General features: G+C 61.3%; 23 protein-coding genes and 1 pseudogene. 14 read left to right on the forward strand and 10 right to left on the reverse strand.

Annotated features, from left to right (window positions below; genetic code table 11):
- Positions 1-16: 16 nt before the first annotated feature.
- Entirely contained in the window at positions 17-1,441 is a 1,425-nt protein-coding gene (locus BT199_RS12115) for a polyurethane esterase (protein WP_060767318.1), read from the forward strand.
- Positions 1,442-1,562: 121 nt separating this feature from the next.
- Here the strand turns inward: BT199_RS12115 and BT199_RS12120 are convergent, their stop codons facing one another.
- The gene (locus BT199_RS12120) at positions 1,563-1,787 is read right to left on the reverse strand and encodes a YgdI/YgdR family lipoprotein (protein ID WP_003191162.1); all 225 of its coding nucleotides are present in this window, start codon (positions 1,785-1,787) and stop codon (positions 1,563-1,565) included.
- 189 nt (positions 1,788-1,976) lie between these two features.
- Here BT199_RS12120 and BT199_RS12125 point away from each other — a divergent pair, with 189 nt between their 5' ends.
- Both BT199_RS12125 and BT199_RS12130 read left to right on the forward strand, forming a co-directional pair.
- On the forward strand, positions 1,977-3,623 hold the full coding sequence (locus tag BT199_RS12125) for a VRR-NUC domain-containing protein (protein ID WP_072434551.1): 1,647 nt from the start codon (positions 1,977-1,979) through the stop codon (positions 3,621-3,623).
- The gene (locus tag BT199_RS12130; protein ID WP_072434552.1) at positions 3,620-5,881 is read left to right on the forward strand and encodes an ATP-dependent DNA helicase; all 2,262 of its coding nucleotides are present in this window, start codon (positions 3,620-3,622) and stop codon (positions 5,879-5,881) included. Before BT199_RS12125 ends, BT199_RS12130 begins: the two co-directional genes overlap by 4 nt.
- 31 nt (positions 5,882-5,912) lie before the next feature.
- Here the strand turns inward: BT199_RS12130 and BT199_RS12135 are convergent, their stop codons facing one another.
- Both BT199_RS12135 and BT199_RS12140 read right to left on the reverse strand, forming a co-directional pair.
- Positions 5,913-6,863: an alpha-E domain-containing protein gene (locus BT199_RS12135; protein ID WP_014718413.1), complete on the reverse strand. Its 951-nt coding sequence runs from the start codon at positions 6,861-6,863 to the stop codon at positions 5,913-5,915.
- A 2-nt stretch (positions 6,864-6,865) separates the two neighbouring features.
- The gene (locus BT199_RS12140) at positions 6,866-8,275 is read right to left on the reverse strand and encodes a circularly permuted type 2 ATP-grasp protein (RefSeq protein ID WP_060767315.1); all 1,410 of its coding nucleotides are present in this window, start codon (positions 8,273-8,275) and stop codon (positions 6,866-6,868) included.
- 407 nt (positions 8,276-8,682) lie between these two features.
- On the opposite strand from BT199_RS12140, the gene BT199_RS12145 reads away from it, so the two are divergent.
- The 3 genes from BT199_RS12145 (at position 8,683) to BT199_RS27470 (ending at position 9,672) form a co-directional block, all read left to right on the forward strand.
- Entirely contained in the window at positions 8,683-9,228 is a 546-nt protein-coding gene (locus BT199_RS12145; RefSeq protein ID WP_014718415.1) for a hypothetical protein, read from the forward strand.
- An 85-nt stretch (positions 9,229-9,313) separates the two neighbouring features.
- Positions 9,314-9,526, forward strand: coding sequence for a hypothetical protein (locus BT199_RS12150; protein WP_072434553.1), 213 nt, complete (start codon positions 9,314-9,316; stop codon positions 9,524-9,526).
- An 11-nt stretch (positions 9,527-9,537) separates the two neighbouring features.
- Positions 9,538-9,672, forward strand: a complete 135-nt coding sequence (locus tag BT199_RS27470) for a hypothetical protein (protein WP_014718417.1) — start codon at positions 9,538-9,540, stop codon at positions 9,670-9,672.
- On the opposite strand, the gene BT199_RS12155 is transcribed toward BT199_RS27470, so the two are convergent.
- From BT199_RS12155 to BT199_RS12165, 3 genes are all read right to left on the reverse strand, one after another.
- On the reverse strand, positions 9,663-10,010 hold the full coding sequence (locus BT199_RS12155) for a helix-turn-helix domain-containing protein (protein ID WP_014718418.1): 348 nt from the start codon (positions 10,008-10,010) through the stop codon (positions 9,663-9,665). The two genes, BT199_RS27470 and BT199_RS12155, sit on opposite strands and share 10 nt — an antisense overlap.
- A 55-nt stretch (positions 10,011-10,065) precedes the next feature.
- Positions 10,066-11,412, reverse strand: a complete 1,347-nt coding sequence (locus tag BT199_RS12160; protein WP_014718419.1) for a cation:proton antiporter — start codon at positions 11,410-11,412, stop codon at positions 10,066-10,068.
- A 218-nt stretch (positions 11,413-11,630) separates the two neighbouring features.
- On the reverse strand, positions 11,631-12,074 hold the full coding sequence (locus tag BT199_RS12165; RefSeq protein ID WP_014718420.1) for an Lrp/AsnC family transcriptional regulator: 444 nt from the start codon (positions 12,072-12,074) through the stop codon (positions 11,631-11,633).
- 108 nt (positions 12,075-12,182) lie between these two features.
- On the opposite strand from BT199_RS12165, the gene BT199_RS12170 reads away from it, so the two are divergent.
- Positions 12,183-13,091: a DMT family transporter gene (locus BT199_RS12170; RefSeq protein ID WP_032903427.1), complete on the forward strand. Its 909-nt coding sequence runs from the start codon at positions 12,183-12,185 to the stop codon at positions 13,089-13,091.
- A gap of 76 nt (positions 13,092-13,167) precedes the next feature.
- Here BT199_RS12170 and BT199_RS12175 read toward each other — a convergent pair whose 3' ends face one another.
- The 3 genes from BT199_RS12175 to fabF form a co-directional block, all read right to left on the reverse strand.
- Positions 13,168-15,147, reverse strand: coding sequence for a peptidase U32 family protein (locus BT199_RS12175; protein ID WP_072434554.1), 1,980 nt, complete (start codon positions 15,145-15,147; stop codon positions 13,168-13,170).
- A 262-nt stretch (positions 15,148-15,409) separates the two neighbouring features.
- Positions 15,410-15,790: a RidA family protein gene (locus tag BT199_RS12180; protein WP_014718423.1), complete on the reverse strand. Its 381-nt coding sequence runs from the start codon at positions 15,788-15,790 to the stop codon at positions 15,410-15,412.
- 71 nt (positions 15,791-15,861) lie between these two features.
- Positions 15,862-17,130, reverse strand: a complete 1,269-nt coding sequence (fabF, locus tag BT199_RS12185; protein ID WP_019820073.1) for a beta-ketoacyl-ACP synthase II — start codon at positions 17,128-17,130, stop codon at positions 15,862-15,864.
- 107 nt (positions 17,131-17,237) lie between these two features.
- On the opposite strand from fabF, the gene BT199_RS12190 reads away from it, so the two are divergent.
- A complete protein-coding gene (locus tag BT199_RS12190) occupies positions 17,238-17,714 on the forward strand; it encodes a winged helix-turn-helix transcriptional regulator (RefSeq protein WP_032873990.1) in 477 nt (158 codons plus the stop codon).
- A 4-nt stretch (positions 17,715-17,718) separates the two neighbouring features.
- Here the strand turns inward: BT199_RS12190 and BT199_RS12195 are convergent, their stop codons facing one another.
- Entirely contained in the window at positions 17,719-18,588 is an 870-nt protein-coding gene (locus BT199_RS12195) for an isocitrate lyase/PEP mutase family protein (protein WP_019820071.1), read from the reverse strand.
- A 142-nt stretch (positions 18,589-18,730) separates the two neighbouring features.
- Here BT199_RS12195 and BT199_RS27670 point away from each other — a divergent pair.
- The 6 genes and pseudogenes from BT199_RS27670 to BT199_RS12225 form a co-directional block, all read left to right on the forward strand.
- Positions 18,731-18,880, forward strand: a pseudogene (locus BT199_RS27670) (ATP-binding protein); the annotation flags it as partial.
- Positions 18,881-19,023: 143 nt separating this feature from the next.
- Positions 19,024-19,980 (forward strand): ABC transporter substrate-binding protein, encoded by a 957-nt coding sequence (locus BT199_RS12205; protein ID WP_019820070.1) that lies wholly within the window; start codon positions 19,024-19,026, stop codon positions 19,978-19,980.
- A gap of 22 nt (positions 19,981-20,002) precedes the next feature.
- Positions 20,003-21,334: an LLM class flavin-dependent oxidoreductase gene (locus BT199_RS12210; protein ID WP_072434556.1), complete on the forward strand. Its 1,332-nt coding sequence runs from the start codon at positions 20,003-20,005 to the stop codon at positions 21,332-21,334.
- 101 nt (positions 21,335-21,435) lie between these two features.
- A complete protein-coding gene (locus BT199_RS12215; RefSeq protein WP_032873985.1) occupies positions 21,436-22,275 on the forward strand; it encodes a helix-turn-helix transcriptional regulator in 840 nt (279 codons plus the stop codon).
- A gap of 36 nt (positions 22,276-22,311) precedes the next feature.
- Complete coding sequence (locus BT199_RS12220; protein ID WP_072434557.1) at positions 22,312-23,694, forward strand: aspartate aminotransferase family protein; 1,383 nt, start codon at positions 22,312-22,314, stop codon at positions 23,692-23,694.
- A gap of 145 nt (positions 23,695-23,839) precedes the next feature.
- Entirely contained in the window at positions 23,840-25,219 is a 1,380-nt protein-coding gene (locus tag BT199_RS12225) for an APC family permease (protein WP_032902614.1), read from the forward strand.
- Positions 25,220-25,422 lie beyond the last annotated feature (203 nt).

Consider the following 25,422-nt stretch of genomic DNA (forward strand, 5'->3'; position numbering starts at 1 on the left):
CAGAGAGGCACTACCAATGGGTATCTTTGACTATAAAAACCTCGGTACCGAGGACTCCAAGGCGTTGTTCGCCGATGCCATGGCGATCACGCTGTATTCCTACCACAACCTGGATAACGGCTTTGCCGTCGGTTACCAGAACAACGGCCTCGGGCTGGGCTTGCCTGCCACCCTGGTCAGCGCGCTGATTGGCGGCAGCAATGCCCAAGGGGTCATCCCCGGCATCCCCTGGAACCCCGACTCGGAAAAAGCCGCCCTGGAGGCGGTGCAAGCAGCCGGCTGGAAGCCTATCAGCGCCAGTACCCTGGGCTACAGCGGCAAGGTTGATGAACGCGGCACCTTCTTTGGCGAAAAATTCGGCTACGGCACGGCGCAGGCCGAGGTGCTGGGCAAGTACGATGACGCGGGCAAGCTGCTGGAGCTCGGCATCAGTTTTCGCGGCACTTCGGGGCCTCGGGAAAGTGTGATCACCGACTCCATCGGCGATGTGATCAGCGACCTGCTCGCCGCCTTCGGGCCCAAGGACTATGCCAAGAACTACGCGGGGGAAGCCTTTGGCGGCTTGCTCAAAAACGTGGCGGACTACGCCAGTGCCCAGGGCCTGGGCGGCAATGACGTGGTGGTCAGCGGCCATAGCCTTGGGGGCCTCGCGGTCAACAGCATGGCCGACTTGAGCGACAACAGCTGGTCGGGGTTCTATAAGGACTCCAACTACGTGGCCTACGCGTCGCCGACCCAGAGCGCCGGCGACAAGGTGCTTAACGTCGGCTATGAAAACGACCCGGTGTTCCGTGCCTTGGATGGCTCGTCATTCAACCTGTCGTCCCTGGGCGTGCACGACAAGCCCCACGAGTCGAGCACCGACAACATCGTCAGCTTCAACGACCACTACGCTTCATCCCTGTGGAACCTGCTGCCATTTTCCATTCTCAACCTGCCCACCTGGGTCTCGCACTTGCCCACCGGTTACGGCGACGGCATGACCCGCATCCTCGACTCGGGCTTCTACGAACAGATGACCCGCGACTCGACGGTGATCGTCGCCAACCTGTCCGATCCGGCACGGGCCACCACCTGGGTGCAAGACCTCAACCGCAATGCCGAGGCGCACAAGGGCAATACCTTCATCATCGGCAGTGACGGCGACGACTTGATCAAAGGCGGCAGGGGCGCGGACTTTATCGAAGGTGGCAAGGGCAATGACACCATCCGTGACAGCAGCGGGCATAACACGTTTTTGTTCAGCGGGCAGTTTGGCAATGACCGGGTGATTGGCTACCAGACGACGGACAAGCTGGTGTTCAACGACGTGGCGGGCAGCACCGATTACCGCGACCACGTCAAGGTGGTGGGCGCTGATACCGTCATTAGCTTTGGTACGGATTCGGTGACGCTGGTGGGTGTGAGCAGTCTGTCGGGGGAGGGGATAGTCATCAGCTAACGTATTCGGTGTGGGAGCTGGCTTGCCTGCGATGGCGGCGGTCAAGACAGCCATGCGGTGACTGACAAATCGCTATCGCAGGCAAGCCAGCTCCCACATTTGATGGGGTGTTGCTAGAAGATCACTTTTCCTTACGCACCGTGGCCACATCATCGGCCTTGATACGAATACGCTTGCCGGCAATATCGGTGAACTCGTAGAAGCCGTCGGCGGTCTTGGCGTTGGGCGTGTCCTTGGTCAAATACTGCGTGCCGTTCTGCAAGGTCACCACGGTTTGCGTGGAGCAACCGGCCAATACCAGAAAAGTGAGTGCAACCAGTGGCAGACCCAAATTCTTCATGTTCATAACCCTTACCTTTAACCCTGAAAAGTCCCGCAGCGTCTGGCTGCGCGGCCATAAATATTACTTGATCAACCCCCTCATCAGATTGTTTTTTTGCAAAAAGTTGCAGGCGCCATTTATCTATTACTGATTGCAACAACCGCTTTGCCCCGGCACTCTGTATGCATAACCAGTATTTGATTGCTCTGCGCCATGGCCAACCCCCTCGAAGATCCCTTGTATTACCTGCATAACTTCCGCCAAGTGCTGGTTTGGTTGGGGCAGCGCTATGCCGATTTGCTCGATGCGCACGAACAGCATTTCATTCAGCAATTTGACAGGTTGCCTCTGGCGTCCCAGGCGTTGTTGGTGCGGATGGTGATGCGCAAGGGCGTGCATTTTCGCGCCACCAAGCTCCATTACCTGGAAATCGGTTGCCCTCATGCGGCGGCGGGGCCACTGCGTGAGTTGGGGTGGGTGGAGGATCAAAGCTCGCTGCCGTTTGCCACCCTGTTCGCCCTGCTGCAAAAAAGTGAATTGCTCGGCGCCTTCAGGCCCTGGATCGACCAACCCAAGGGCAACAAGGCCGACTGGCTTGAACCCTTGGCGGCGCAATTTACCGAACCGCGCAGCTTTACCCAGTGGTGTCCCGACGTGGGCGATGTGCTGTATAGCCTGACAGTGATGGAGTTGTGTGATCGCCTGCGCCTGATGTTCTTCGGCAACCTGCACCAGGACTGGTCGGAATTCGTGTTGGCAGATCTGGGCATCTATACCTATGAAAAAGTCGAGTTCTGCGCCGAGTCTCGTGGTTTACGCAGCCGTGACGACGTGCATGGGTTTTTATTCCTGCACCAGTGCCAGCAAGCCTTTGAAGCCGGTGAGGCACTGGATACGGTGTTGGCGCAGGTCGCCACGTTGTGTACCGACAACCCGTGGCTGGAAAAGCGTCGTGCCAAGCTGCTGTTCCAGATCGGCCAGTATTGCGAACGGTGCGCCGAGCTGGCACTGGCCGAACAGATCTACCGCAATTGCACTCATCTCGGCGCGCGGGCGCGGCTGATCCGCGTACTGGAACGTCAGGAGGATTACGCCCAAGCCATGGCCCTGGCGACCGAGGCGCAACAGGCCCCACACAGCGCAGCGGAACACCAACACCTGCTTCGCGTAGTGCCGCGCCTGCGGCGCAAACTCGGCGGGCCGGCGCTGCCCAGGGCCAAGCCCCAAGCGGTGGCACGCCTGGACCTTTCGCTGGTGCAGGAACCGCTGCTGTCGGTGGAATCCTGCGTGCTGGCGCACTTGAGCGAACCGGATGCACCGGTGCATTACGTCGAGAATGGCCTGATCAATTCGCTGTTTGGCTTGCTGTGCTGGGAGGCGATTTTTGCGCCGCTGCCGGGGGCGTTCTTCCACCCGTTCCAGCGCGGGCCGGCGGACCTGCACAGCGAGGACTTTTATCAACGCCGAGAAGCCTTGTTTGCCGCGTGCTTTGCGCAACTGGAGGACGGTCGCTACAAGGCAAGCATCCGCCAACGCTACGTGGATAAATGGGGCATTCAGTCGCCCTTTGTGTTCTGGAACCTGCTCAGCGAAGACCTGCTGGAGCAAGCCCTGGCCTGCCTGCCCGCCGAGCATTTGCGCCATTGGTTCACGCGCCTGTTGCAGGATATCCGTGCCAACCGGGCCGGGATGCCGGACCTCATCCAGTTCTGGCCGGCGCAAAACACCTATCGCATGATCGAGGTCAAGGGGCCCGGCGACCGCCTGCAAGACAACCAGTTGCGTTGGCTGGCGTTCTGCGGCGAGTACCAGATGCCGGTCACCGTCTGCTACGTGCGTTGGGCGGAGCAACCCGCTTGAGTTACAGCGTGGCCGTGCGGGCGCTGTGTGAGTTCACGGCCAAGGTCGGTGACCTCGACCTGCGCTTTACGCCGTCGCCCAGCGCCCAGGAAGGCATCGTCGGCCATCGCACGGTGGCATCCCGGCGCAGCGCGCACTATCAGCACGAGGTCACCCTGGAGGGCGATTACCAGCAGCTCAAGGTGCGGGGCAGGGCGGACGGCTACGACCCGGACGCCAACCGCCTGGAAGAAGTCAAAACCTACCGTGGCGACCTCGCTGCCCAGCCCGCCAACCATCGGCAACTGCACTGGGCCCAGGTCAAGGTGTATGGCTGGCTGATGTGCCAGAAACTCGGGCTCGATCATATCGACCTGGCGCTGGTGTACTTCGACATCGTCGGCGAAGGCGAAACCGTGCTGAACCAGCGGTTCGATGCACCCGACCTTGAGCAGTTCTTCAATCAGCAATGCGCGCTGTTCCTGGACTGGGCCCGGCAGGAGATGCAGCACCGTGCGGCACGCAACGCTGGCGCGCAGAGCCTGGCGTTTCCCCATGTCGACTTCCGTACCGGGCAGCGCGACTTGGCCGAGTCGGTCTACAAAGCGGTGACTACGGGCCGGTGCCTGATGGCCCAGGCGCCCACGGGTATTGGCAAGACCATCGGCACCATCTTCCCGCTGCTCAAGGCCCTGGCGCCGCAGCAACTGGACAAGCTGTTCTTCCTCACCGCCAAGACGCCCGGGCGCAAGCTGGCGCTGGATGCCGCCCAGGTGCTGTACGACAGCAGCCCCGAGCTGTCACTGCGTGTGCTTGAACTGGTGGCCCGGGACAAGGCGTGCGAACACCTGGACAAAGCCTGCCACGGTGATTCCTGCCCATTGGCCAAGGGCTTTTACGACCGCCTGCCTGCCGCCCGCCAGGCCGCGTCCAAGGTGCGCCTGCTCGATCAACAAAGCCTGCGCAACGTGGCGCTGGCCCATCAGGTATGCCCGTACTACCTGAGCCAGGAAATGGCGCGCTGGAGCGACCTGATCGTCGCCGACTACAACTATTACTTCGACTTTGGCGCCATGCTGTTCGGCCTGGCCCAGCTCAACCAGTGGCGTGTCGCGGTGCTGGTGGACGAGGCGCACAACCTGGTCGAACGCGCGCGCTCGATGTACAGCGCCAGCCTGGACCAGTACAGCCTCAAGACCTTGCGCGATAACGCGCCCGAGCCCCTGAACAAACCCTTGCAGCGCTTGAACCGTGAGTGGAATGCCTTGCACAAGGACCAACTCGCACCGTATCAGGCGTACGCCGCCAAACCTGACAAACTGCTCCAGGCCCTGAGCCTGTGCACCAGCGCCATGGGCGACTACTTCAACGACCACCCCGAAGCCCTCAGCGGTGACCTGCAAGCCTTCTACTTCGACGCGCTGCAATGGGCCAAAGTGGCCGAGCTGTTCAATGAGCACTTTATCTTCGATATCACCAAGCGCTCGTTCAGCGGCAAGCACAATAGCTCGACTCTGTGCCTGCGCAACGTGGTGCCGGCCGAGTTCATCCGGCCCAGGCTGACCGCCGCGCGCAGCAGTGTGCTGTTTTCCGCGACCTTGAGCCCGCGCCATTATTACGCGGACTTGCTGGGCCTGCCGGCGGATACCGCCTGGGTTGATGTGGCATCACCGTTCAAGGCCGAGCAATTGCAGGTCAGCATCGTTGACCGCATCTCTACGCGGTTTGTGCATCGCCAGGCGTCGCTGGAACCTATCGTGGAACTGCTCGCGCGGCAATTCGCTGCGCAACCGGGTAACTACCTGGCGTTTTTCTCAAGCTTCGATTACCTGCAACAGGTGGCCCAGTTAATGGCCGAACGGCACCCGCAGATTGCGTTGTGGTTGCAGGCGCGGGGCATGGCCGAGGCCGAGCGCCAAGCCTTTTTGGAGCAGTTCACCCACCACAGCCAGGGCATTGGCTTTGCGGTGCTGGGCGGTGCGTTTGGCGAAGGTATCGACCTGCCCGGAGCGCGCCTGATCGGTGCGTTTATCGCCACCCTGGGTTTGCCGCAGCTCAACCCGGTGAATGAGCAGATCAAGGCACGTATGGGCGCTGTTTTCGGCGCGGGGTATGACTACACCTACCTGTATCCCGGTATTCAGAAAGTTGTGCAGGCAGCGGGGAGGGTAATCCGCAGCCAGCAGGATCGCGGGGTGGTGATGCTGATCGATGACCGTTTTGGCGAATCGCGGGTGCAGCAGTTGTTGCCGCGTTGGTGGGCGATCAAGCCCCTGTAGGAGCGAACAAGCTCGCTCCTACAGGTTTGGGCTACACCACTTCCAGGTAGGAGCTTTGTATCTCCCGGGCCAACTCACGCACGGTGTCGATGAATTCTGTCAGCCGAGTGTGCAGCCCATCTTCCAGAATCTCATCAATCCCCGTGTACCGCAGCCGCGCCTCGAACTCCGCCGCCAGGCGTTGCGCCGTGCGCCCATAACTGCCGGGCAGGTCGGCCAGGATATGGCTCAACTCCTCGATGCAGGCATGCAGCGAACGCGGCACATCGCTGCGCAACAGCAGCAACTCTGACACCGAGCGTGCATTCAAGGCATTCGGATACAGCTCGGTATAGGCCTCGAACGACGACAACGCGCGCAGCAGGGCGCTCCACTGGTAATAACCGCGTGCCGATACGTCGCTGACTTCTTCCGACTCCTCGCCGAACATCTCATAGCGCGCATCCAGCAGGCGCAAGGTGTTGTCAGCACGTTCGACAAAGGTGCCCAGGCGAATGAAGCGGTAGGCGTCATTGCGCATGATGGTGCCCGAGGTTGCGCCCCGAAACAGGTGCGAGCGTTGCTTGACCCAATCACAGAAGTGGCTGATGCCATGCCGTGCCAGGCCACCGGCGGCGATGCTGCGCATTTCCAGCCAGGTGGCGTTGAGGTTTTCCCACATGTCGGCGGTGATGCGCCCGCGTACCGCATGGGCATTGCCTCGGGCGGCACGCAGGCAGTTGTAGATGCTCGCGGGGTTTTGCGCGTCGAGCGCAAAGAAGTGCAACATGCGTTCGGCATCCAGGGTCTGGTGCCGCTCCAGGTAGCTGTCCAGGGTGCCGCTGCTGAGCAACGACATCGCCAGTTCATCCAGGCCATCGCTGCGCCCGGCCTGGGGCATCAAGGACAACGAATAACTGACTTCCAGCATGCGTGCCAGGTTCTCGGCGCGCTCCAGGTAACGCGACATCCAATACAGATCTGCAGCTGTTCTACTCAGCATACTCAGCCCTCCACCACCCAGGTGTCCTTGGTTCCACCGCCTTGCGACGAGTTGACGACCAGCGAGCCTTCCTTCAGCGCCACGCGGGTCAAGCCACCGGGCACCAGGCGGGTTTCCTTGCCCGAGAGCACGAAGGGTCGCAAGTCGATGTGCCGGGGCGCGATGCCGTTTTCGACAAAGGTCGGGCAGGTGGACAGGCTCAAGGTGGGTTGAGCGATATAGGCATGGGGGCGGGCCTTGATGCGCTGGCGGAAGTCTTCGATCTCGGCGGCCGTCGACGCCGGGCCCACCAGCATGCCGTAGCCGCCGGAGCCCTGGGTTTCCTTGACCACCAACTGCTCCAGGTTGGCCAGCACATGGGACAGCTCATCGGGCTTGCGGCATTGGAAGGTCGGCACGTTCTGCAGGATCGGTTCCTCGTCCAGGTAGAAGCGGATCATCGCGGGTACGTAGGGGTAGATCGACTTGTCGTCAGCCACCCCGGTGCCGATGGCATTGGCCAGCACCACATTGCCGGCGCAGTAAGCCGCCACCAGCCCCGGCACGCCGAGCATCGACTCGGGATTGAACGCCTGGGGGTCGAGGAAAGCGTCGTCGATGCGTCGGTAGATCACGTCCACGGCCTTGGGGCCGTCGGTGGTGCGCATGAACACCTTGAGGTCCTGCACGAACAGGTCGGCGCCTTCCACCAGTTCCACGCCCATTTCCCGGGCAAGGAAGGCGTGTTCGAAGAAAGCGCTGTTGAAGCGCCCAGGGGTCAACACCACCACATTCGGGTTATCGAGGCGGCTGGCGCTCTTGAGGGTCTTGAGCAAGAGGTTGGGGTAGTGGTCCACCGGGGCAATGCGCTGCTTGGCGAACACTTCCGGGAACAGGCGCATCATCATCTTGCGGTCTTCGAGCATGTAGCTCACGCCGCTGGGGGTGCGCAGGTTGTCTTCCAGCACGTAGTAGGTACCGTCGCCGTCGCGCACCAGGTCGACGCCCGAGATGTGCGAATAGATGCCGCGGTGCAGGTCGAGACCGACCATGGCTTTCTGATAGCCCTCATTGCCCAGGACCTGATCGGCGGGAATGATCCCGGCCTTGATAATGCGCTGGTCGTGGTAGATGTCGGCCAAAAACAGGTTCAGCGCGTTGACCCGTTGGATACAGCCGCGTTCGATCAGGCTCCACTCACTGGCGGGGATGCTGCGGGGAATGATGTCGAAGGGGATCAGGCGTTCGGTGTCTTGCTCGTCGCCATACAGGGTGAAGGTGATCCCGGCGCGATGGAACAGCAAATCCGCTTCACGGCGACGCTGGGCCAGCAGTTCCGGCGGCGTGTGGGCCAGCCAGCGAGAGAAGTCCTGATAATGCGCACGGCAAACGCCGTTTGCGTCATTCATTTCATCAAAGAAAGATCGAGCCATTCCAGTACCTTGTCAGTGCCCAGTGTGGCTTTGGGTGGCACTGCCGCTTAAAAAAACGCATGTTTTTATGAGCCCGTGGCTGAAGGTGCCAACAGACCTGGTCCTTACTTTCTTATGGGGGCGGCTCTGGGTCGGGGGGTAACGCATGCTCCTGTTTTCGGGATGGTGAATGGATAAAGCAATGCCTGTGCCGGAATGCCGTTAATCCCCTGTAGGAGCGAGCTTGCTCGCGAAAAACTCACCGGCACCGCGTTTAATCAGGCAGCCCGCGTTAGCGTTGACGTATTTCGCGAGCTAACTCGCTCCTACAGAGGGCGGCGGTCGCCCTGAATTGGTGCGCGAACCTACTTGAACTTCACAAGGCCCCGATTCTTCTAAGGAGTTTCGTCACCTTGTGGAGCACCGTCGTGTCCAGAATCATCTCCCCCCACACTCCGGAAGCGGCCCTGAACGACCACAGCGAACACAACGCAAAGATATTCGGCTCGCCCAAGGACCGCCTCGACTTTTACCGGCGCGAGATCCAGTACGAAACCAGCATCCTGGCCAACCGCACCGACGCCTACCTGACCGCGCAATCCTTCCTGGTGATTGCCTTTGTCTCCGGCATGGGCAACCTCAACCCGGAATGGGGCAAGCTGTTCACGCTGGTGGTGCCGATCTTCCTGGTTTCGCTGGGTATTCTCAGTTCGCTGAATGCCTGGCCCGGTATCCGTGCGGCGTATGAAATCATCGACCACTGGCACTACAAGCAAAGCGAATTGCTGCGCAGCGAGCCAGTGATGGGCATGGCCTACGATGAGTCGCCCCTGTTTTCCGAAGTGGAGTCGAGCCACAAGGGCTATCGCAAGTCGTTGTTGTTTTCCATGCGTGCGCCGTGGTTGTTCATGGTGTTCTGGCTGGTGTTGGGCATCTATGCGTTCTATATCCAGGTGGACAATCCACTGCGCTGACCACGCGAACGGAACTTCAGCCGTGGCCGTGACGCCTTAGCTCTATGCGGTTCAGATTTTTCATCGGCCTGCAAAGAGGTGCCTCATGACCCAGCCTAAAGATCCCCAGACCCACAATCGCAACGACCCCGCCATCGACGGCGGCGAGCCTGCCCCTGGCACCGCCGCCGATGCGCCCAAGGATCCAACGCCTGCGAGCGACCCAAAGGCCAAGGAAAACGACTACAGTCCAGACTTCAAGCCCGAGCGCGAGCACAAGCCTGAAACCGATGCCGATATCGATACCCAAGGCGGTTAGAGGAGACGCACATGTCAAAAGAACTGGACGATGAACTCAACGACCCCGGCAATGAAGACCCGGGTTCGTTGATGGACGATGCCGAGGTGCCGCTGAACGACCTGGATGAAGCGGCGGACGTTGGCAACACTGAAAATCAGGACTGATCCGGCGGCGGGCCCGAGGGATTGCTGAGCTTGAAGTAGACGTCTTCCTCGGCCCCGCCGTCCAGCGACACCTCCTGGCCCACCACGCGGTTATCGATCAGCGTCTGCGCCTGATCGCGGCTGATATTGACCACCGTGCTGCGCTTGCCAGTGATCACATACACCACATCCACCCCATGCTCGGCCAGAGCTGCCAGGTAGTTGGCATGGGGCAGGTCTTCGCCCAGTTCATATTGACGTTGCTCGCGGGTGGTCACGCCGCCTGCCTGCGCCAGGTATTGCTGCGAATATCCCAGGCGTTGGCGTTCCTCAAGCAATCGTTGGGCGATCTTTTTCATTAGCTGACTCGCAGTGTGGGTCTTGGCTGTTTGAAACCCCGGCGTAGTGCAGGATTCAATTTTTTTGCGCAGCCTGACGCTCATACCATGCCAGCATGGGCTGGGTACTCAGGCCATGGGCCAGGATGCTCAATGCGATGACCGACAACGTCAGGTTGACCGCCACCGCACTGCTGGTGCCTACCAGACCGTGGTTGAGCGCATAGAACAGGTAGTAAATGCTGCCGATCCCACGGATGCCGAACCAACTGACCAGGCTGCGTTGGCGATGGTCCAGCAGGCGGCCCCAAGGCATGGCGAATACACTGGCGGGGCGAATCACACAGAACAGTAACGGCGCCACCGCCAACGCGGCCCACTCCCAGTGGCTGACCAGCACGATGCCCAAGACGGTCACCAGGAACACCTCCATGGCCCGCTCCACCAGGCTGCCGAAGGCCAGCATGTCACCCATCATCACGCCTGCCGCGATCTGGGTGTCCTTCAACTGGCTGACGTCGCCGTGCAAGGCTTGCTCGGGCTCGATTTCGAGGTGGCCCACCACCGGTTGCGCCAGGTGCTCGGCGGGTGTCTGGGCGTTGCCGGTGGACTTCACCTCGGCCTGACGCAACCCCAGGCCCGCCGCGAATACCGACAGGAAGCCATAGCCGCCCACGGCTTCGGCGGTCACATAGGCAAGGGCGATCAATGCCAGTGTCAGGTAATCATTGGGCGAGAGGGTGCTGTCGGCATTGATCAGGCGCAGGCGCAACGTCACACGGCCGATACCTCGGCCCATCCAGTAGCCGATCAATAGCCCGACCGGCACCGCCCATACCAGGTTTTTCAGCACCCAACCGCCGACCCAGTCGCCATCGAAGCCGCCGTGTTGCATGAACAGCAAGCCGAAGATCACAAACGGAAAGGCGCTGCCATCGTTCAGCCCCGCTTCGCCGGACAGACCGAAGCGCAGCGCGTCGTAGTCCTGGGCATTGTTGACCTGAACCAGACCCGCCAGCACCGGATCGGTCGGCGCCAGGATCGCGCCCACCAACAAAGACACCCCCCACGACAGATCAAGCAGGTAATGCAACAACAGCCCGGTGCCGAGGATGGTCAACAGCATGACCGGGCCGGCCAGGCCGAAGGCGATGCGCCAGGTGCGATGCTTGAGCGGCAGGCGCAATTTAAGGCCGCTGACAAACAGCGAAAACAGCACTGCCACTTCGGTCAGGTGCTCCATCCAGCGCGCCGACCCCTTGATGTCCAGGTGCAGCAGGTCCACACCCAGCGGGCCGATGGCGATACCCAGCAACAGGCACACCGCCGAAGTGGTGACCGGCATCCAGCGCAGATAGGAGGACGTGAGGGCGAGGGTGAGCAGCACCGCGCCCAATACGGCCAACCATAGAATGAAAGTCATAGTGCGTGCACCCGGCCGTGGTTCATTCAGGTTGGAGGGCGGTGGCCAAGTGCGGGTTCAAACAATCACCGGGTTGAAGTGGCATTCTGTGGGAGCGGGCTTGCCCGCGAATGCGGTATACCTGTCAACAGAGTCGGTGTCTGACACCCTGTATTCGCGAGCAAGCCCGCTCCCACATTTGACTGTGTTTGGTCATGACACTCCCTTGGCATGACACCTCAGCGAGCCCCCAGCGGCGGCAAGCGCCGTTTCACCGGGGTTTTCTTCACAATCGCAGTATTGGTCTCGGCATACCCATTGATCCGGTCCAGCAGGCTGTCCAACTGATCCATGGTGCGCACATGCAGGCGGGCGATAAAGCAGTCCTCGCCGGTGACCTTGTCGCATTCGGTGAACTCAGGGATCGCCTGGATCTGGCGCTCCACTTCCTGCAGTTTGCCGGGCAGGGGGCGGATGCGCACGATGGCTTGCAGCAGGTAACCGAAGTGTTTGGGGTCGATGTCGACGGTGTAGTGGGTCAGCACGCCGCGTTCTTCCAGGCGCCGCAGACGTTCGCTGACGCTGGGTGACGACAGCCCGGTGATGCCTGCCAGGGCCTTGAGGGACAACCGCGAGTCGTCCATCAAAGCGGCGATCAATTGCTGGTCGATGGTGTCGATCATGGTCTGTGCCTAATAAGAAAAGGTGATTTCGGGCTTTTGCCTTTTTTAGTCGCTGTAGCCGTCACCAACAGATTGCCATACTGGAGCCTCACTTGAGGAGCCTCAATCATGGATTCATCCATTCGTCGCGGGTCGTGGGAAATGGTCGCCGCCATGCTGATCTCGGGCAGCATTGGCTGGTTTGTGCTGGTGTCTGGCGTGTCGGTGATCGAGGTGGTGTTCTGGCGCTGCGTGATCGGTGCGCTGACGCTGGTGCTGGTGTGCGCCTGGCTGGGTTACCTGCGCCTGGACCTGCTCAGTTGGGCAAAACTGGGGCTGGCCGTGCTCAGCGGTGTGGCCATTGTCGGCAACTGGTTGCTGCTGTTCGAATCCTACTCCCGTGCCTCCATCGCGATCAGCACCGCGGTGTACAACGTGCAGCCGTTTATTCTGGTAATGCTGGCGGCGGTGTTTCTCGGTGAAAAAATCACCGTGCAGAAACTGGCGTGGTTGAGCGTGGCGTTCCTGGGCATGTTGGCGATTGTTACCGCCCATGGCGAGCAAACGGGTGGAGGAGATTACCTGGTAGGCATCGCGCTAGCCCTGGGCGCGGCATTTTTGTATGCGGTCGCGGCGTTGATCATCAAGCGCCTCAAGGAAGTACCGCCGCATTTGATGGCATTGATCCAGGTGGCCACTGGCGCGCTATTGCTGGCGCCGCTGGTGCCCTGGAATGGCCTGCCGGCATCCACCACGACGTGGGCGGCCTTGGTCACCTTGGGGGTGGTGCACACGGGTTTGATGTATGTACTGCTGTATGGCGCGATCCAGAAACTGCCGACGGCCATTACCGGCGCACTGTCGTTCATCTACCCGATTGCGGCGATCTTTGTGGATTGGATTGCGTTCGGGCATCGCCTGGGGTGGCTGCAATGGCTGGGTGTGGCGGCGATTCTGCTGGCAGCGGCAGGGTTGCAGCGGGGTTGGTGGTGGCCCCGCAACCTCGGTAGGCGCGAGCTTGCTCGCGAAGAAGGCTAACGATGACGCAGCGCATCGGGTTGAAACGCGGCGTCCTCGAGCTTTTCGCGAGCAAGCTCGCTCCTACAGATGAGGGTTAGTGCGTGCCCTGATAGATGAGGTTTTCCGGATTGAAATGCTCCACCGCGCTGCCAGGCTGCGGCAGGCCGAGGATATGCCCCTTGATCTTGCCCACCACATGCATCTCGCAGGGTTTGCAGTCGAACGTCAGGGTCAGCACTTCGTCACCGTGGATCAATTGCATCGGCGCCACCTTGGTCTTTACCCCGGTCACACCCTTGGCCTGTTTAGGGCACAGGTTGAACGAGAAACGCAGGCAGTGCTTGGTGATCATCACCGGCACTTCGCCGGTTTCTTCATGGGCTTCGAAGGCCGCGTCGATCAGCTTCACGCCGTGACGATGGTAGAAGTCCCGGGCCTTCTGGTTGTAGACGTTGGCCAGGAACGACAGGTGCGCCTCAGGGTAAACCGGCGGCGGCGAGGTTTCAGCCTTGCGCCCGCCCCGCGGATGCGCGGCGACGCGTGCGGCAGTCAGTGCTTCGATCACTTCACGGCGCAAGGCCTTGAGCTGCGAATTGGGAATGAAGAACGCCTGCGGCGCATCCAGTTCGATGCGGGTGGCATGGTACTCGGTGGTGCCGAGTTGGCCGAGCAGGTCGCGCAGGGTGTCCAGCGCCTGTTCCGGCTTGTTGGCCACGCCAAACGGGCCAGGCAGGGTGACGCTGGCGCTGATGCCTTCTTCGCTGGTCGCGGTGATTTGCAGCTGCTCTTCACGCAGGCGTGCGACCCATGACAAGCCGATACGGCGCTCGGCCGAGGTCTTGAGCAGGGCCTGTTGCCAGTTGTGGTCCAGGTTGCGATTGAGCGGGTGATGGGGGCGCAGTTGATGCAGGCCGGCCGGCATTTCGTTGGGCTCGACGCGGTAGCGGTAGCGCTTTTCACCGTCTTCCTCGAACTCACCCTTGGGCTCGGCGATGTTGGCGCGAAAACCCACCACTTCACGCTTGATCAGCACATTGAGGCCGTCGCCGTTGGACAGCGGCTCATGGGTGACCACCTGCAAGTCGCGCTTGCCGGCTTTTTCCACGGTGCCCACGGGCAGGCCGGTAAAGGTCGGGGTGTCAAACGCGCCGATGTCGATCTTGCGGTCGCTGACAAAGTAATCGGTGCTGCCACGGTGGAAGGTTTTTTCCGGGTCGGGCAGGAAGAAGTGCGCGGTACGCCCGCTGGAAGCGCGGGCCAGGTCCGGGCGGTCTTCGAGGATCTCGTCGAGGCGCTGTCGGTAGTAGGCGGTGATGTTCTTCACATAGCCCATGTCCTTGTAGCGGCCTTCGATCTTGAACGAACGCACACCCGCTTCGACCAGGGCGCGCAGGTTGGCGCTCTGATTGTTGTCTTTCATCGACAGCAGGTGCTTTTCAAAGGCCACCACGCGGCCTTGGTCATCTTTCAGGGTGTAGGGCAGGCGGCAGGCCTGGGAGCAGTCGCCACGGTTGGCGCTGCGGCCATTTTGCGCGTGGGAGATATTGCACTGCCCGGAGAACGCTACGCACAGGGCGCCGTGGATAAAGAACTCGATGGCGGCATCGGTCTCGTCGGCAATGGCGCGGATCTCTTGCAGGTTCAACTCGCGGGCCAGTACCAACTGCGAGAAACCGGCCTGGTCGAGAAACCTGGCCCGGCCCAGGGTGCGGATGTCGGTTTGGGTGCTGGCGTGCAGCTCGATCGGCGGAATATCCAGCTCCATCACGCCCAGGTCTTGCACGATCAGCGCATCCACACCGGCATCGTAGAGCTGATGGATCAGCTTGCGCGCGGGCTCCAGCTCGTTGTCATGCAAAATGGTGTTGATGGTGGTGAAGACGCGGGCGTGGTAACGGCGGGCGAATTCCACCAGTTGGGCGATATCGCTCACCTCGTTACACGCATTATGGCGGGCGCCAAAGCTCGGCCCGCCGATGTAAACGGCGTCGGCGCCGTGCAGGATAGCCTCGCGCGCAATGGCGACATCGCGGGCAGGGCTGAGCAATTCCAGGTGATGCTTGGGCAAGGACATAGTTTTTTTAGTCAGGCTTGTCACGGTTGAGGCGCGCATTGTAGCTGTGAAATGCCTGGGCGGCATCTACCGCAGGGCTGTCGGGCCTAATGCAAGTCCGTTAAGCGAACGCATTACTCAACGCAACGAAGCCCCAATGTGGGAGCTGGCTTGCCTGCGATGGCGATTGAACATTCACCACCGCTATCGCAGGCAAGCCAGCTCCCACCTTTTTGACGGCGTTCGACATTCCGATCAGATCGGCGCTAACGGCGTCACAGATTCAAGCCTTGGCAGCCATCGCCGTCACTTCCACCCGCATACCTTCTACCGCCAAGGCGGCAACGCCCACTGCCGCCCGCACTGGCCAGGGCTTGGCGAAAAAGCGCTTGTAGACCTCGTTGAACGCCGCGCGGTCGGCCATGTCGGTGAGGTAGATGGTCAGGTGCATGACCCGGTCCATGGAGCTGCCGGCTTTTTCCAGCGCAACTTTAAGCGCTTGCAGGGTGCACTCGCTTTGCAGGGTGATATCGCCCAGCTCCAGGCTGCCATCGGCATGGGTGGGAATCTGGGTGGAGACCAGGATGCCGTTGAAGCCGATCACGTCGGAGGAGATGGAATCGGCGTCCGGGTCAGGGGTATAGGACAGGTCGTGGTTGGCCATGGGCACCTCGTGTTGGCAGGAACAGAAAGGCGCCATGGTCGGTGAAATTCAGCCCAGGGGCAAACCCCGGCTTATATCCAGCGTCGGAACAGTACGCTGGCGTTCACGCCGCCAAAGCCGAAGCCATTGGACAGCGCATATTCAATCGGCATGGGACGCGCCTCATCGCGCACCATGTCCAGGCCGTCGGCGAGGGCGTCCGGGTTTTCCAGGTTGAGTGTCATTGGCGCGATCTGGTCACGCAGGGCAAGCACGGTAAAGACGGCTTCGATGCCCCCCGCAGCACCGAGCAAGTGGCCGGTGGCGGATTTTGTCGAGCTGATCGCCGGGCTGCCGCCGGTACCGAATACCGTCCTGATCGCCGCCAGCTCGCCTTTGTCGCCCACAGGCGTGGAGGTCGCGTGGGCATTCAGGTACTGCACCTGCGATGCCTCGATGCCCGCCTGGCGCAACGCTTGAGTCATTGCCCGGCGCGCACCGTCACCGTCTTCAGGCCCTGCGGTCATGTGATAGGCGTCTGCACTGGTGCCATAGCCCACCAGTTCGGCAATCGGCTGCGCGCCCCGCGCCAGGGCATGCTCCAGTTCTTCAATTACCAGAATGCCGGCGCCTTCGCCCATCACAAAGCCGTCGCGCGCTTGATCGAAGGGGCGCGAAGCGCGCTGCGGGGTGGCATTGAAATCGCTGGACAACGCTCGCGCTGCGGCGAAACCGGCCAGGCTGACGCGATGAATCGCCGCTTCGGCACCGCCGCATACCGCGACGTCGACTTCCCCGGCGCGGATCATTCGCGCTGCGTCGCCGATGGCCTGAACCCCGGCTGCACACGCGGTTACTGGCGCACCCAGCGGGCCTTTCAAGCCATAGTTGATCGACACATGCCCGGCGGCCATGTTGCTCAGAAACGATGGAATGGTGAAGGGCGACAGACGACGCGGGCCCTTGCTGTCCGTGGTGCGCACTGCATCGGCAATGGCCGGGAAACCACCGACACCGGAGGCGATGATGGTCGCCGTGCGCGCCTGCTCCTCAGGTGTTTTGGGGGCCCAATTGGCCTGCTTCAGGGCTTCATCCGCCGCCGCCAGGGCGAACAGGATAAAGCGGTCCATCTTGCGCTGTTCCTTGGCCGCCAACAGTCGATCAGGATCAAAACCGGCTTCGGGGTCTTGCAACGCACTTTGCACCTGGCCGCCGATGCTGACCGCCAGATCACCGATCATCTCTTGCGGCAAACAGCGGATGCCCGACTGCCCGTCCAGCAAGCGCTGCCAAGTGGATTCCACGCTCGACCCCAGCGGCGTCAGCGCGCCCATGCCCGTCACGACGATACGTTTACTCATGCTCAATCGACTCCTGTTGCTTGAAGGATACACAGCGTATGGACGTCACTATCATCATGAAAGTAACATGGTGTCCTACAAGTTTGTACTCGCACACAGGAATACTTATGCAGCGCAAATCCCTCATCAGTGCCGAATGCCCCATCGCCCGTAGCCTTGAACGGGTAGGGGAGTGGTGGAGCATGCTGATCATGCGCGACGCCTTGCACGGCTTGCGCCGTTTTGACGAGTTCTCGCGCAGCCTGGGCATCGCGCCCAACATGCTGACGCGCCGCCTTAATGGCTTGGTAGAAGCGGGGATGCTGGAGCGCCGCGCCTACAGCGAGCGGCCGCCACGCTACGAATACGTGCCGACGGCCAGGGGCGAAGACTTTCGTATGGTGCTGATGGCGTTGGTGGCCTGGGGCAATCGGCATTACGCCGAGGAGGGCATCAGTGTCGAGGTGGTGGAACGCGAGACGGGCCGGCCGGTGCAGCCGATGATGGCGACGGAGGAAGGTGCGTGGGTGGCGATGGATCAGTGCGTGGTACAGCCCGGCCCGGCCGCCAGCGCAGGGATGCGCCAACGGCTGAGCCGTGAGTGATTGATTACTCTTTTACATCCATGAACTCTTCGGCCCACGCCACATAGCTCTCAGGCAAGGTGTAAGTGTGGGTCAACTCCGTCGCACTGAGGTTCGAGGTGCTGTGGGTCAGCTGGCGCTGGGCACGCAGGCTGTCGTAAGTGGCCTTGATCGCGGCGAAGTAGGCGCCATGCCCGGCCACCACGATGCGCACGCCCAGGCTGGCCAGGCGCTCGCTGTCGTGCAGTTGCGGGTTACCGTAGGTGACCAGCATCAGCGGAACGCTGAGGTTCTGCGCGATCTGCTCCAGGTGGTCGAAGTCCTTGACGCCGACCATGCAGATGCCGTCAGCGCCGGCCTTTTCGTAGGCCTTGGTCCGCGCAATCACGTCGCTGGTGGGCAGCACGCCGGCATTGGTGCGCGCAATGATCGACAGCGCCGGGTCGACACGTGCCTCCAGCGCGGCCTTGACCTTGCCGATGCCTTCTTCGACGGAAATCAGGTCCGTGGATTTACGCCCGAATTGCGCGGGCAAGAGGGTGTCTTCGATGGTCAGCGCTGCGACGCCGGCGCGTTCCAGTTCTTCGACGGTGCGCATCACGTTCAGGGCGTTGCCGTAGCCATGGTCGGCATCGGCGATGAAGGGCAACTGGGCCACACGGCCGATGCGGGTGGCTTGCTCGACGAACTCACTCAGGGTAATCAACGCAAAATCGGGGGCCGCCAGCACCTGCAGGGAGGCGACCGAGCCGCCCAGGATTCCCACTTCAAACCCCAGGTCGGCCGCGATGCGGGCAGACATGGGGTCGAATACGGAGGCGGTTTCAACGCACAGGGGCGTTGCCAGCAGGTCACGGAAGTTACGGCGTAGCGCTGAGTGAGAAATCTTGGGCATGGTCTTTCCTGGCTTTGGTCATCGTCAAGTGACGATCAATGTCTATTCGTGGTGCCGGGAGATTACCACGCAGATGCCCCTGTGATTATGACGTTTGAGCAGGCGTGCTAACGAGCGCCGGGACTGTATGCCGGGCCGGCCTGAGGTCAGCGACGAGGGGCCGGGGATTCCCGAAGCGGACCTGGAGCGTGTATTCGACCCGTTCTTTCGCCTTCGGCGTGGTTCGGGCTTGGTAGCCCGGATTGAATTTGCGCGCTGGCGTGATGCGATATACGCATTTTTATTGAATTAGGTTATGCGTAATCAGTATTTTACATCTCGCCTTCAGCCCGCAAAAATAGCCCTCACACCCCATAGCTATAAACAATAACCTTTTAAACCGAGACCGTGCGTGCGGATCGACTTGCATGCCCCACAAGGCATCTGGAGACGAACGTGCGTTACCTCAAAATCCTGGCGGCCGGGTTCGCCGCCTCATTTCTGTGCCTGACGGCGCAAGCGCAAACCCTGGTGGTCGGCGACCAGAGCTACAACGCCCAGGCCGTGATGGAAGCGGCGGGGGTGCTGGATGACTTGCCCTACACGCTGGACTGGAAACAGTTCACGGCCGGCTCACCAGTGGCCGAAGCGCTCAACGTCGGCAGCCTGGACCTGGGCCTGCTCGGGGATGCCCCGGTGTTGTTCCTGGGCGCCTTGGGTGCACCGATCAAGGTGATTGCCGTCAGCCGGCAGAATCTCGACGGCGTAGCCATCCTGGTAAAAAAAGACTCGTCGATCCGCAGCCTGGCCGATCTGGCAGGCAAACGCGCCGCGATCTGGAAGGGCTCCTGGAGCCAGCAATTGTTGCTGACCGCGCTGGACAAGGCCGGGGTTGCGCGGGATTCGCTGCAATGGCGTTACCTCAGCGCCCTGGACGCCTCCCACGCGCTGGAAGGCGGTGCCGTTGACGTGATCGCCACTTGGGAACCCTACGTCACGCAACAGGAACGCCAAGGTGCGCGGGTGCTGGCAACCGCTGAAGACTTGATCCCGGCCCAGAGTTTCATTGCCGCCAACGCCAGTGCTGTGGAGGCCAAGCGTGAACCCATCAGTGACTTTCTCCAGCGCCTGAAAAAAGCCCGCGACTGGGCGCGCCAGAGCCCGGCCAACGCCAACGCGTATGCCGATGCCTGGGCCAAGCGCACCCGCGCTGATGCCGACATCGCCCGCGTCTGGTTTGCCCGCGCACGCACCACCGTCGAGCCGCTAACGCCTCAGGCGCCCATTGAGGCGCAAAAGACCGTGGACTTTTTTGCCGGCCTGGGTCTGGTCAAGTCTTACTCGGCCGCCACGTTGTTCGACCCTTCATTCGCGGCCGCCTTGCAACCCGCCGTCGTCACCACCCAGCCCTGACCGCTTGAAGGACTAGTGCGCAATGACTAAAAGACAGCTCAAACTGGGCGCCCTGACCATGGGCTGCGGTGGGCCGGGCCGCCATAACCTGTGGCTTGACCCGCAATTGCCGGCCGATGCCAGCGTCAACGTCGATTGGTACATCGAGATAGCGCGCCAGGCCGAGGCGGCGCTGTTCGACCTAATGTTCATCGTCGACAGCCAGTTCATCACCGAAGGCTCGCCCTCCCATTACCTCAATCGCCTGGAGCCGCTGACCTTGCTGTCGGCACTGGCCGTGAGCACGCGGCATATCGGCCTGGTCGGTACGCTGACCACCTCGTATAACTCGCCGTATAACGTCGCCCGGCGCCTGGCCTCCCTGGACCTGATCAGCAAAGGCCGCGCCGGCTGGAACGTGGTGACCAGTGGCGATGCCGGTACCGCCGGCAACTACAGCCGCGACGAACACTACGACTACGCCACGCGCTACGGGCGTGCCGCCGAACACGTTCAGGTGGTACAGGGGCTGTGGAATTCTTACGAAGACGATGCGTTTGTGCGCAACCGTGCCACTGGGCAGTTTCTCGACCCGAGCAAGCTGCACAGCCTGAACCACCAGGGCGAACACTTTTCGGTGGTGGGCCCGCTGAATATCCAGCGCTCCCCCCAGGGCCAACCGGTGATATTCCAGGCTGGCGACTCCGAACAAGGCCGTGACCTGGGCGCCGCCACCGCCGATGTGATCTTCACCCACGCAGCCAGTATCGAGCAGGGCCAGGCGTTTTACCGGGATATCAAGGGTAGGGCGGCACAACGGGGGCGCGATCCGGAACAGGTACTGATCATGCCCGGTGCGGAAATTTACGTGGGCGACACCGATGCCCATGCCCGGGAAATCGAGCAGCACTATCATCAGCTCGACCACAGTTTCGCGCTGGCGCTCAAGGAGTTCGGGCGCAATTTTGGTTGGCATGATTTCAGCCAATACGACCTGGACGCGCCGTTCCCGCAAGAGAGCCTGGAGGCCGCGCGCAGCAGTTTTTTCACCGCAGCCAAACGCATCGCAGACCAGGCCCGGGAAAAGGGCTTTACCCTGCGCCAGGCCGTCGAGTTTGGCCGGCAATTGCGCCCAGGCGCGTTCGTGGGCAGCGCCGCCACGGTGGCGCAGAAACTGGCGGATTGGTTCCAGGCGCGGGCGGTGGATGGGTTCAATATCTACATCGGGCACCCTGGGCAATTTGATCGTTTTACTCAGGAGGTGATCCCTTTGCTGCAGGAGCGCGGTGTTTATCGCACGGCCTACGAGGGCTCGACCTTGCGTGAAAGCCTGGGCTTGGCGATTGCGAGGTTTGCGCGCACCCCCTCACCCTAAGGGGTGATTTCGATGACTTTGCGGGTGTGGGACTATCACTTCAGTCCCCGGCGCCAGTGACCTGGTGTCGCACCCAACCGTTATGACGGCGAGTCTTCGAAGTGGATAATGATCGACTGTCTTCAGCCCAGTGGTTCGAACAGATAGCCAGGGTGACCGAGAGCATTGGGCACGCGGGGTTTGCCGCCACGTTGTTCGATGCCCTGGGGTGTATCCGCCCCATTCAGGCCACGACCTTGTACCTGTACCCCCACGACGGCATGCCCAGCGCAGTGTTCGAACTGGACGGGCCATGGCTGCCCCAGGGCAATGTGCGCCAGTACCTCTCCGGGTTTTACTTGCTCGACCCGTTCTACGGCGCCTGCGTGGAGGGGGCGGCTTCCGGCTGCTACGACCTCGCCGACGTAGCCCCCGATCACTTCGAGCACAGCGAGTACTACCAGTCGTTTTACCGGCATTCGCATCTGGAGGATGAGCTCAACTACATCCTGCAGGCGAGCAACGGCTTGAGCCTGGCGGTGTCGCTGGCCTTTACGCAAAAGCTCGACGCGGCCACCACCGAGCAATTCAAGCGCATAGCACCTTGGGTACTGGCGGTGCTGGGCAAGCACTTCGCCGGCCTGGAGACTCAGGGCGCGCGCTTCGAAAGCCTGTTGGAACAGCGTATTCACTCGGCACTCAACAACTTCGGCTCGTCGCTGCTCACCGAACGCGAATGCCGGATCACCCAGTTGATCCTGCGCGGCCACTCCACACGTTCGCTGGCCGAGCGCCTCGGAGTCTCCGAAGACACTATCAAGTCCCACCGCAAGCACATCTACAGCAAGCTCGACATCGGCACGCAATCGGAACTGTTTTCCCTGTTTATCGACTCGTTGGCCGAGGCCCAGGGCGGGCTGAGCAAAGACCCCCTCGAACGCTACATGAGCAAAAGCCGTTGACCGGCTGCATGACCACCCACAACAAGAGAAAAAGCCATGAACCTACCCTTTGAACCGCAACGCCAGACCCAGGACTACCAGGCCTCGGACGCGGCGCACCATATCCATGCCTTTGTGGATCAAAAGGCGCTGAATGCCGAAGGCCCACGCGTAATGGTCCGCGGTGAGGGCCTGTACCTGTGGGACAGCGAGGGTAAGCGTTACCTGGACGGGATGTCGGGCCTGTGGTGTACGCAGCTGGGTTATGGCCGCAAGGACCTGACCGCTGCGGCGGCTGCGCAGATGGATCAGTTGGCGTACTACAACATGTTCTTTCACACCACCCATCCGGCGGTGATCGAGCTGTCCGAGTTGCTGTTCAGCCTGTTGCCAAAGCACTACAGCCATGTGATCTACACCAACTCCGGTTCCGAAGCCAACGAGGTGCTGATCCGCACCGTACGCCGCTACTGGCAAGTGCTCGGCAAGCCGCAGAAGAAGATCATGATCGGTCGCTGGAATGGCTATCACGGCTCCACCCTGGCGGCGTCTGCCCTGGGCGGCATGAAATTCATGCATGAAATGGGCGGCTTGATCCCGGACGTCGCGCACATTGACGAGCCTTATTGGTACGCCCAGGGCGGTGAGTTGACCCCGGCCGAGTTCGGAAGGCGCTGCGCTCTACAACTGGAAGAAAAGATACTGGAGTTGGGCGCGCAAAACGTCGCCGGTTTTATCGCTGAACCTTTCCAGGGCGCCGGCGGCATGATTTTCCCCCCAGAAAGCTACTGGCCAGAGATCCAGCGCATCTGTCGCCAATACGATGTGCTGCTGTGCGCTGATGAAGTGATTGGCGGTTTCGGCCGTACCGGTGAGTGGTTTGCCCATCAGTATTTCGGCTTCGAACCCGACACGTTGTCGATCGCCAAGGGCCTGACCTCCGGTTACCTGCCCATGGGCGGTTTGGTATTGAGCAAGCGCATGGCCGAAGCCCTGGTGGAGCGGGGCGGGGTGTTTGCCCATGGACTGACGTATTCCGGGCACCCGGTTGCAGCGGCGGTGGCCCTGGCCAACCTCAAGGCGCTGCGTGACGAAGGGATCGTGCGCCAGGTGAAGGACGACACCGGGCCGTATTTGCACACGCTCCTGCATGAAGTCTTTGGTAACCACCCGCTGATCGGCGAGATCCAGGGTACCGGCCTGCTGGCAGCCTTGCAGTTTGTCGAGGACAAGGGCACGCGCAAACGCTTTGCCAATGAAAACGACCTGGCCTGGCAATGCCGCACGTTTGGCTTCGAAGAAGGCGTGATTATTCGCTCGACCCTGGGCCGTATGATCATGGCGCCGGCCCTGGTGGCCAGCCGCGCGGAGCTTGATGAGCTGGTCGACAAAACCCGCATCGCGGTGGACCGCACCGCACGGATCGCGGGAAAACTGTGAAGGGCTAAGCCCCTGCATGCCGCTCGGTTGAACAGGGTGGGCGCCCCATAGCGGCCTGCCCACCGCTCCCAATGGATGACTCATCAACGGTGTCGATTTGATCGAACGCCGCGGTGCCCTGCATTCCACTTTCCAGGAGTCAGCAATGAATACAATAACAAACGTAGCCGATACTCCCGCCCATCAAACCTCAACCCAACTGACCTCATCGCGCCGCTTTCGACAACCCCTGGGCCTTGTCGGGCTTGTACTGTTCGGCCTGGCGTATATGGTGCCGCTGGCGGTGTTTACCACCTACGGCCTGGTCACCCAGATGACCAAAGGGCATCTGGCCACCGCCTACCTGTTGACCCTGGCTGCCATGCTGCTGACGGCCTACAGCTATGGGTGCATGGTCAAGGCGCACCCCTATTCGGGCTCGGTCTACACCTATACGCGCAAGGCGTTTGGCGCCTCCTTCGGCTTTATCGCCGGCTGGACCTTGCTGCTGGACTACATCTTCCTGCCGCTGCTCAGCTATTTGCTGATCGGCATCTACTTGTCCGAATACTTTCCTACCGTGCCCACCGCCGTATGGGTATTGGGCTCCATTGCCTTGGTGACGGCGCTCAATCTGGTGGGTATCGAGTCGATTACCCGGGTCAATTGGGTGCTGATCGTGGCCCAACTGGTGTTCATCGTGGTGTTCGTGGGGTTGTCGATCCACAACCTCAGCGGGCAAGCCGAGCCGGTGCCGCTGCTCAAGCCGTTTTACCATGAAGGTTTCAGTGTGCCGCTGATCATGACCGGCGCGGCGGTGCTGTGCCTGTCGTTCCTGGGGTTTGATGCGGTATCGACCATGGCTGAGGAGACGCCGGACCCACGCCGTACCATTCCGCAGGCAATCATGGCGGTGTCGCTGATCGGTGGGTTGCTGTTTCTGGTGGTGTCGTATTGCGCCCAGATGGTCTTCCCGGAATGGAACAGTTTCGCCGATCCCGACGCGGCTTCGGTGGATGTGATGCGTCGGGTCGGCGGTGAACTGCTGGTGAGTGCATTTACCGCCACCTACGTGGCGGGTTGTTTCGCTTCCGCGATGGTCTCCCAGGCCAGCGTGTCACGGGTGCTGTTCGCCATGGGCCGCGACGGCGCATTGCCCAGGGTATTCGGCAAGCTGGTGACGAAAAAACGCGTCCCGGCCAACGCGATCATGCTGGTCAGCCTGTTTTCGCTGATTGCGCTGTTTATCAGCCTGGACACCGTGGCCAACATGATCAGCTTTGGCGCGCTGTTCGCGTTTTCGGCGGTGAACCTGGCCGTGATCAAGCATTACCTGGGCGACCAGAAGCTGCGCGGTACACGCAACTATCTGCTGTACGCCGCCCTGCCAGGCCTGGGGTTTCTCAGCACGCTGTGGTTGTGGACGAGCCTGTCGGGCCTGTCGTTCACCATCGGCCTGGGCTGGATGGGCCTGGGGCTGCTGTGTTTGCTGTGCCTCACCCGAGGGTTCCGGGTGGGGATGCCGGAATTGCACATGGCCGAATAAGAAAAAAAACGGGCGTTCCCTAATGCCAATCAGTCAAGCGCAGGCCCCCTGTGGGAGCGGGCTTGCTCGCGAAGACGTCGGCCCAGCAAACATTGATATTGACTGATACACCGCCTTCGCGAGCAAGCCCGCTCCCACATTGGCACTGCGTTGCCTTGAGCATTGCGTTCGGCGTCGGGCTTGCCGCCGCGTGGATTAGACCC

The organism is Pseudomonas sp. NFR02, assembly GCF_900119375.1.
Classification (GTDB): Bacteria; Pseudomonadota; Gammaproteobacteria; order Pseudomonadales; family Pseudomonadaceae; genus Aquipseudomonas; species Aquipseudomonas paracarnis.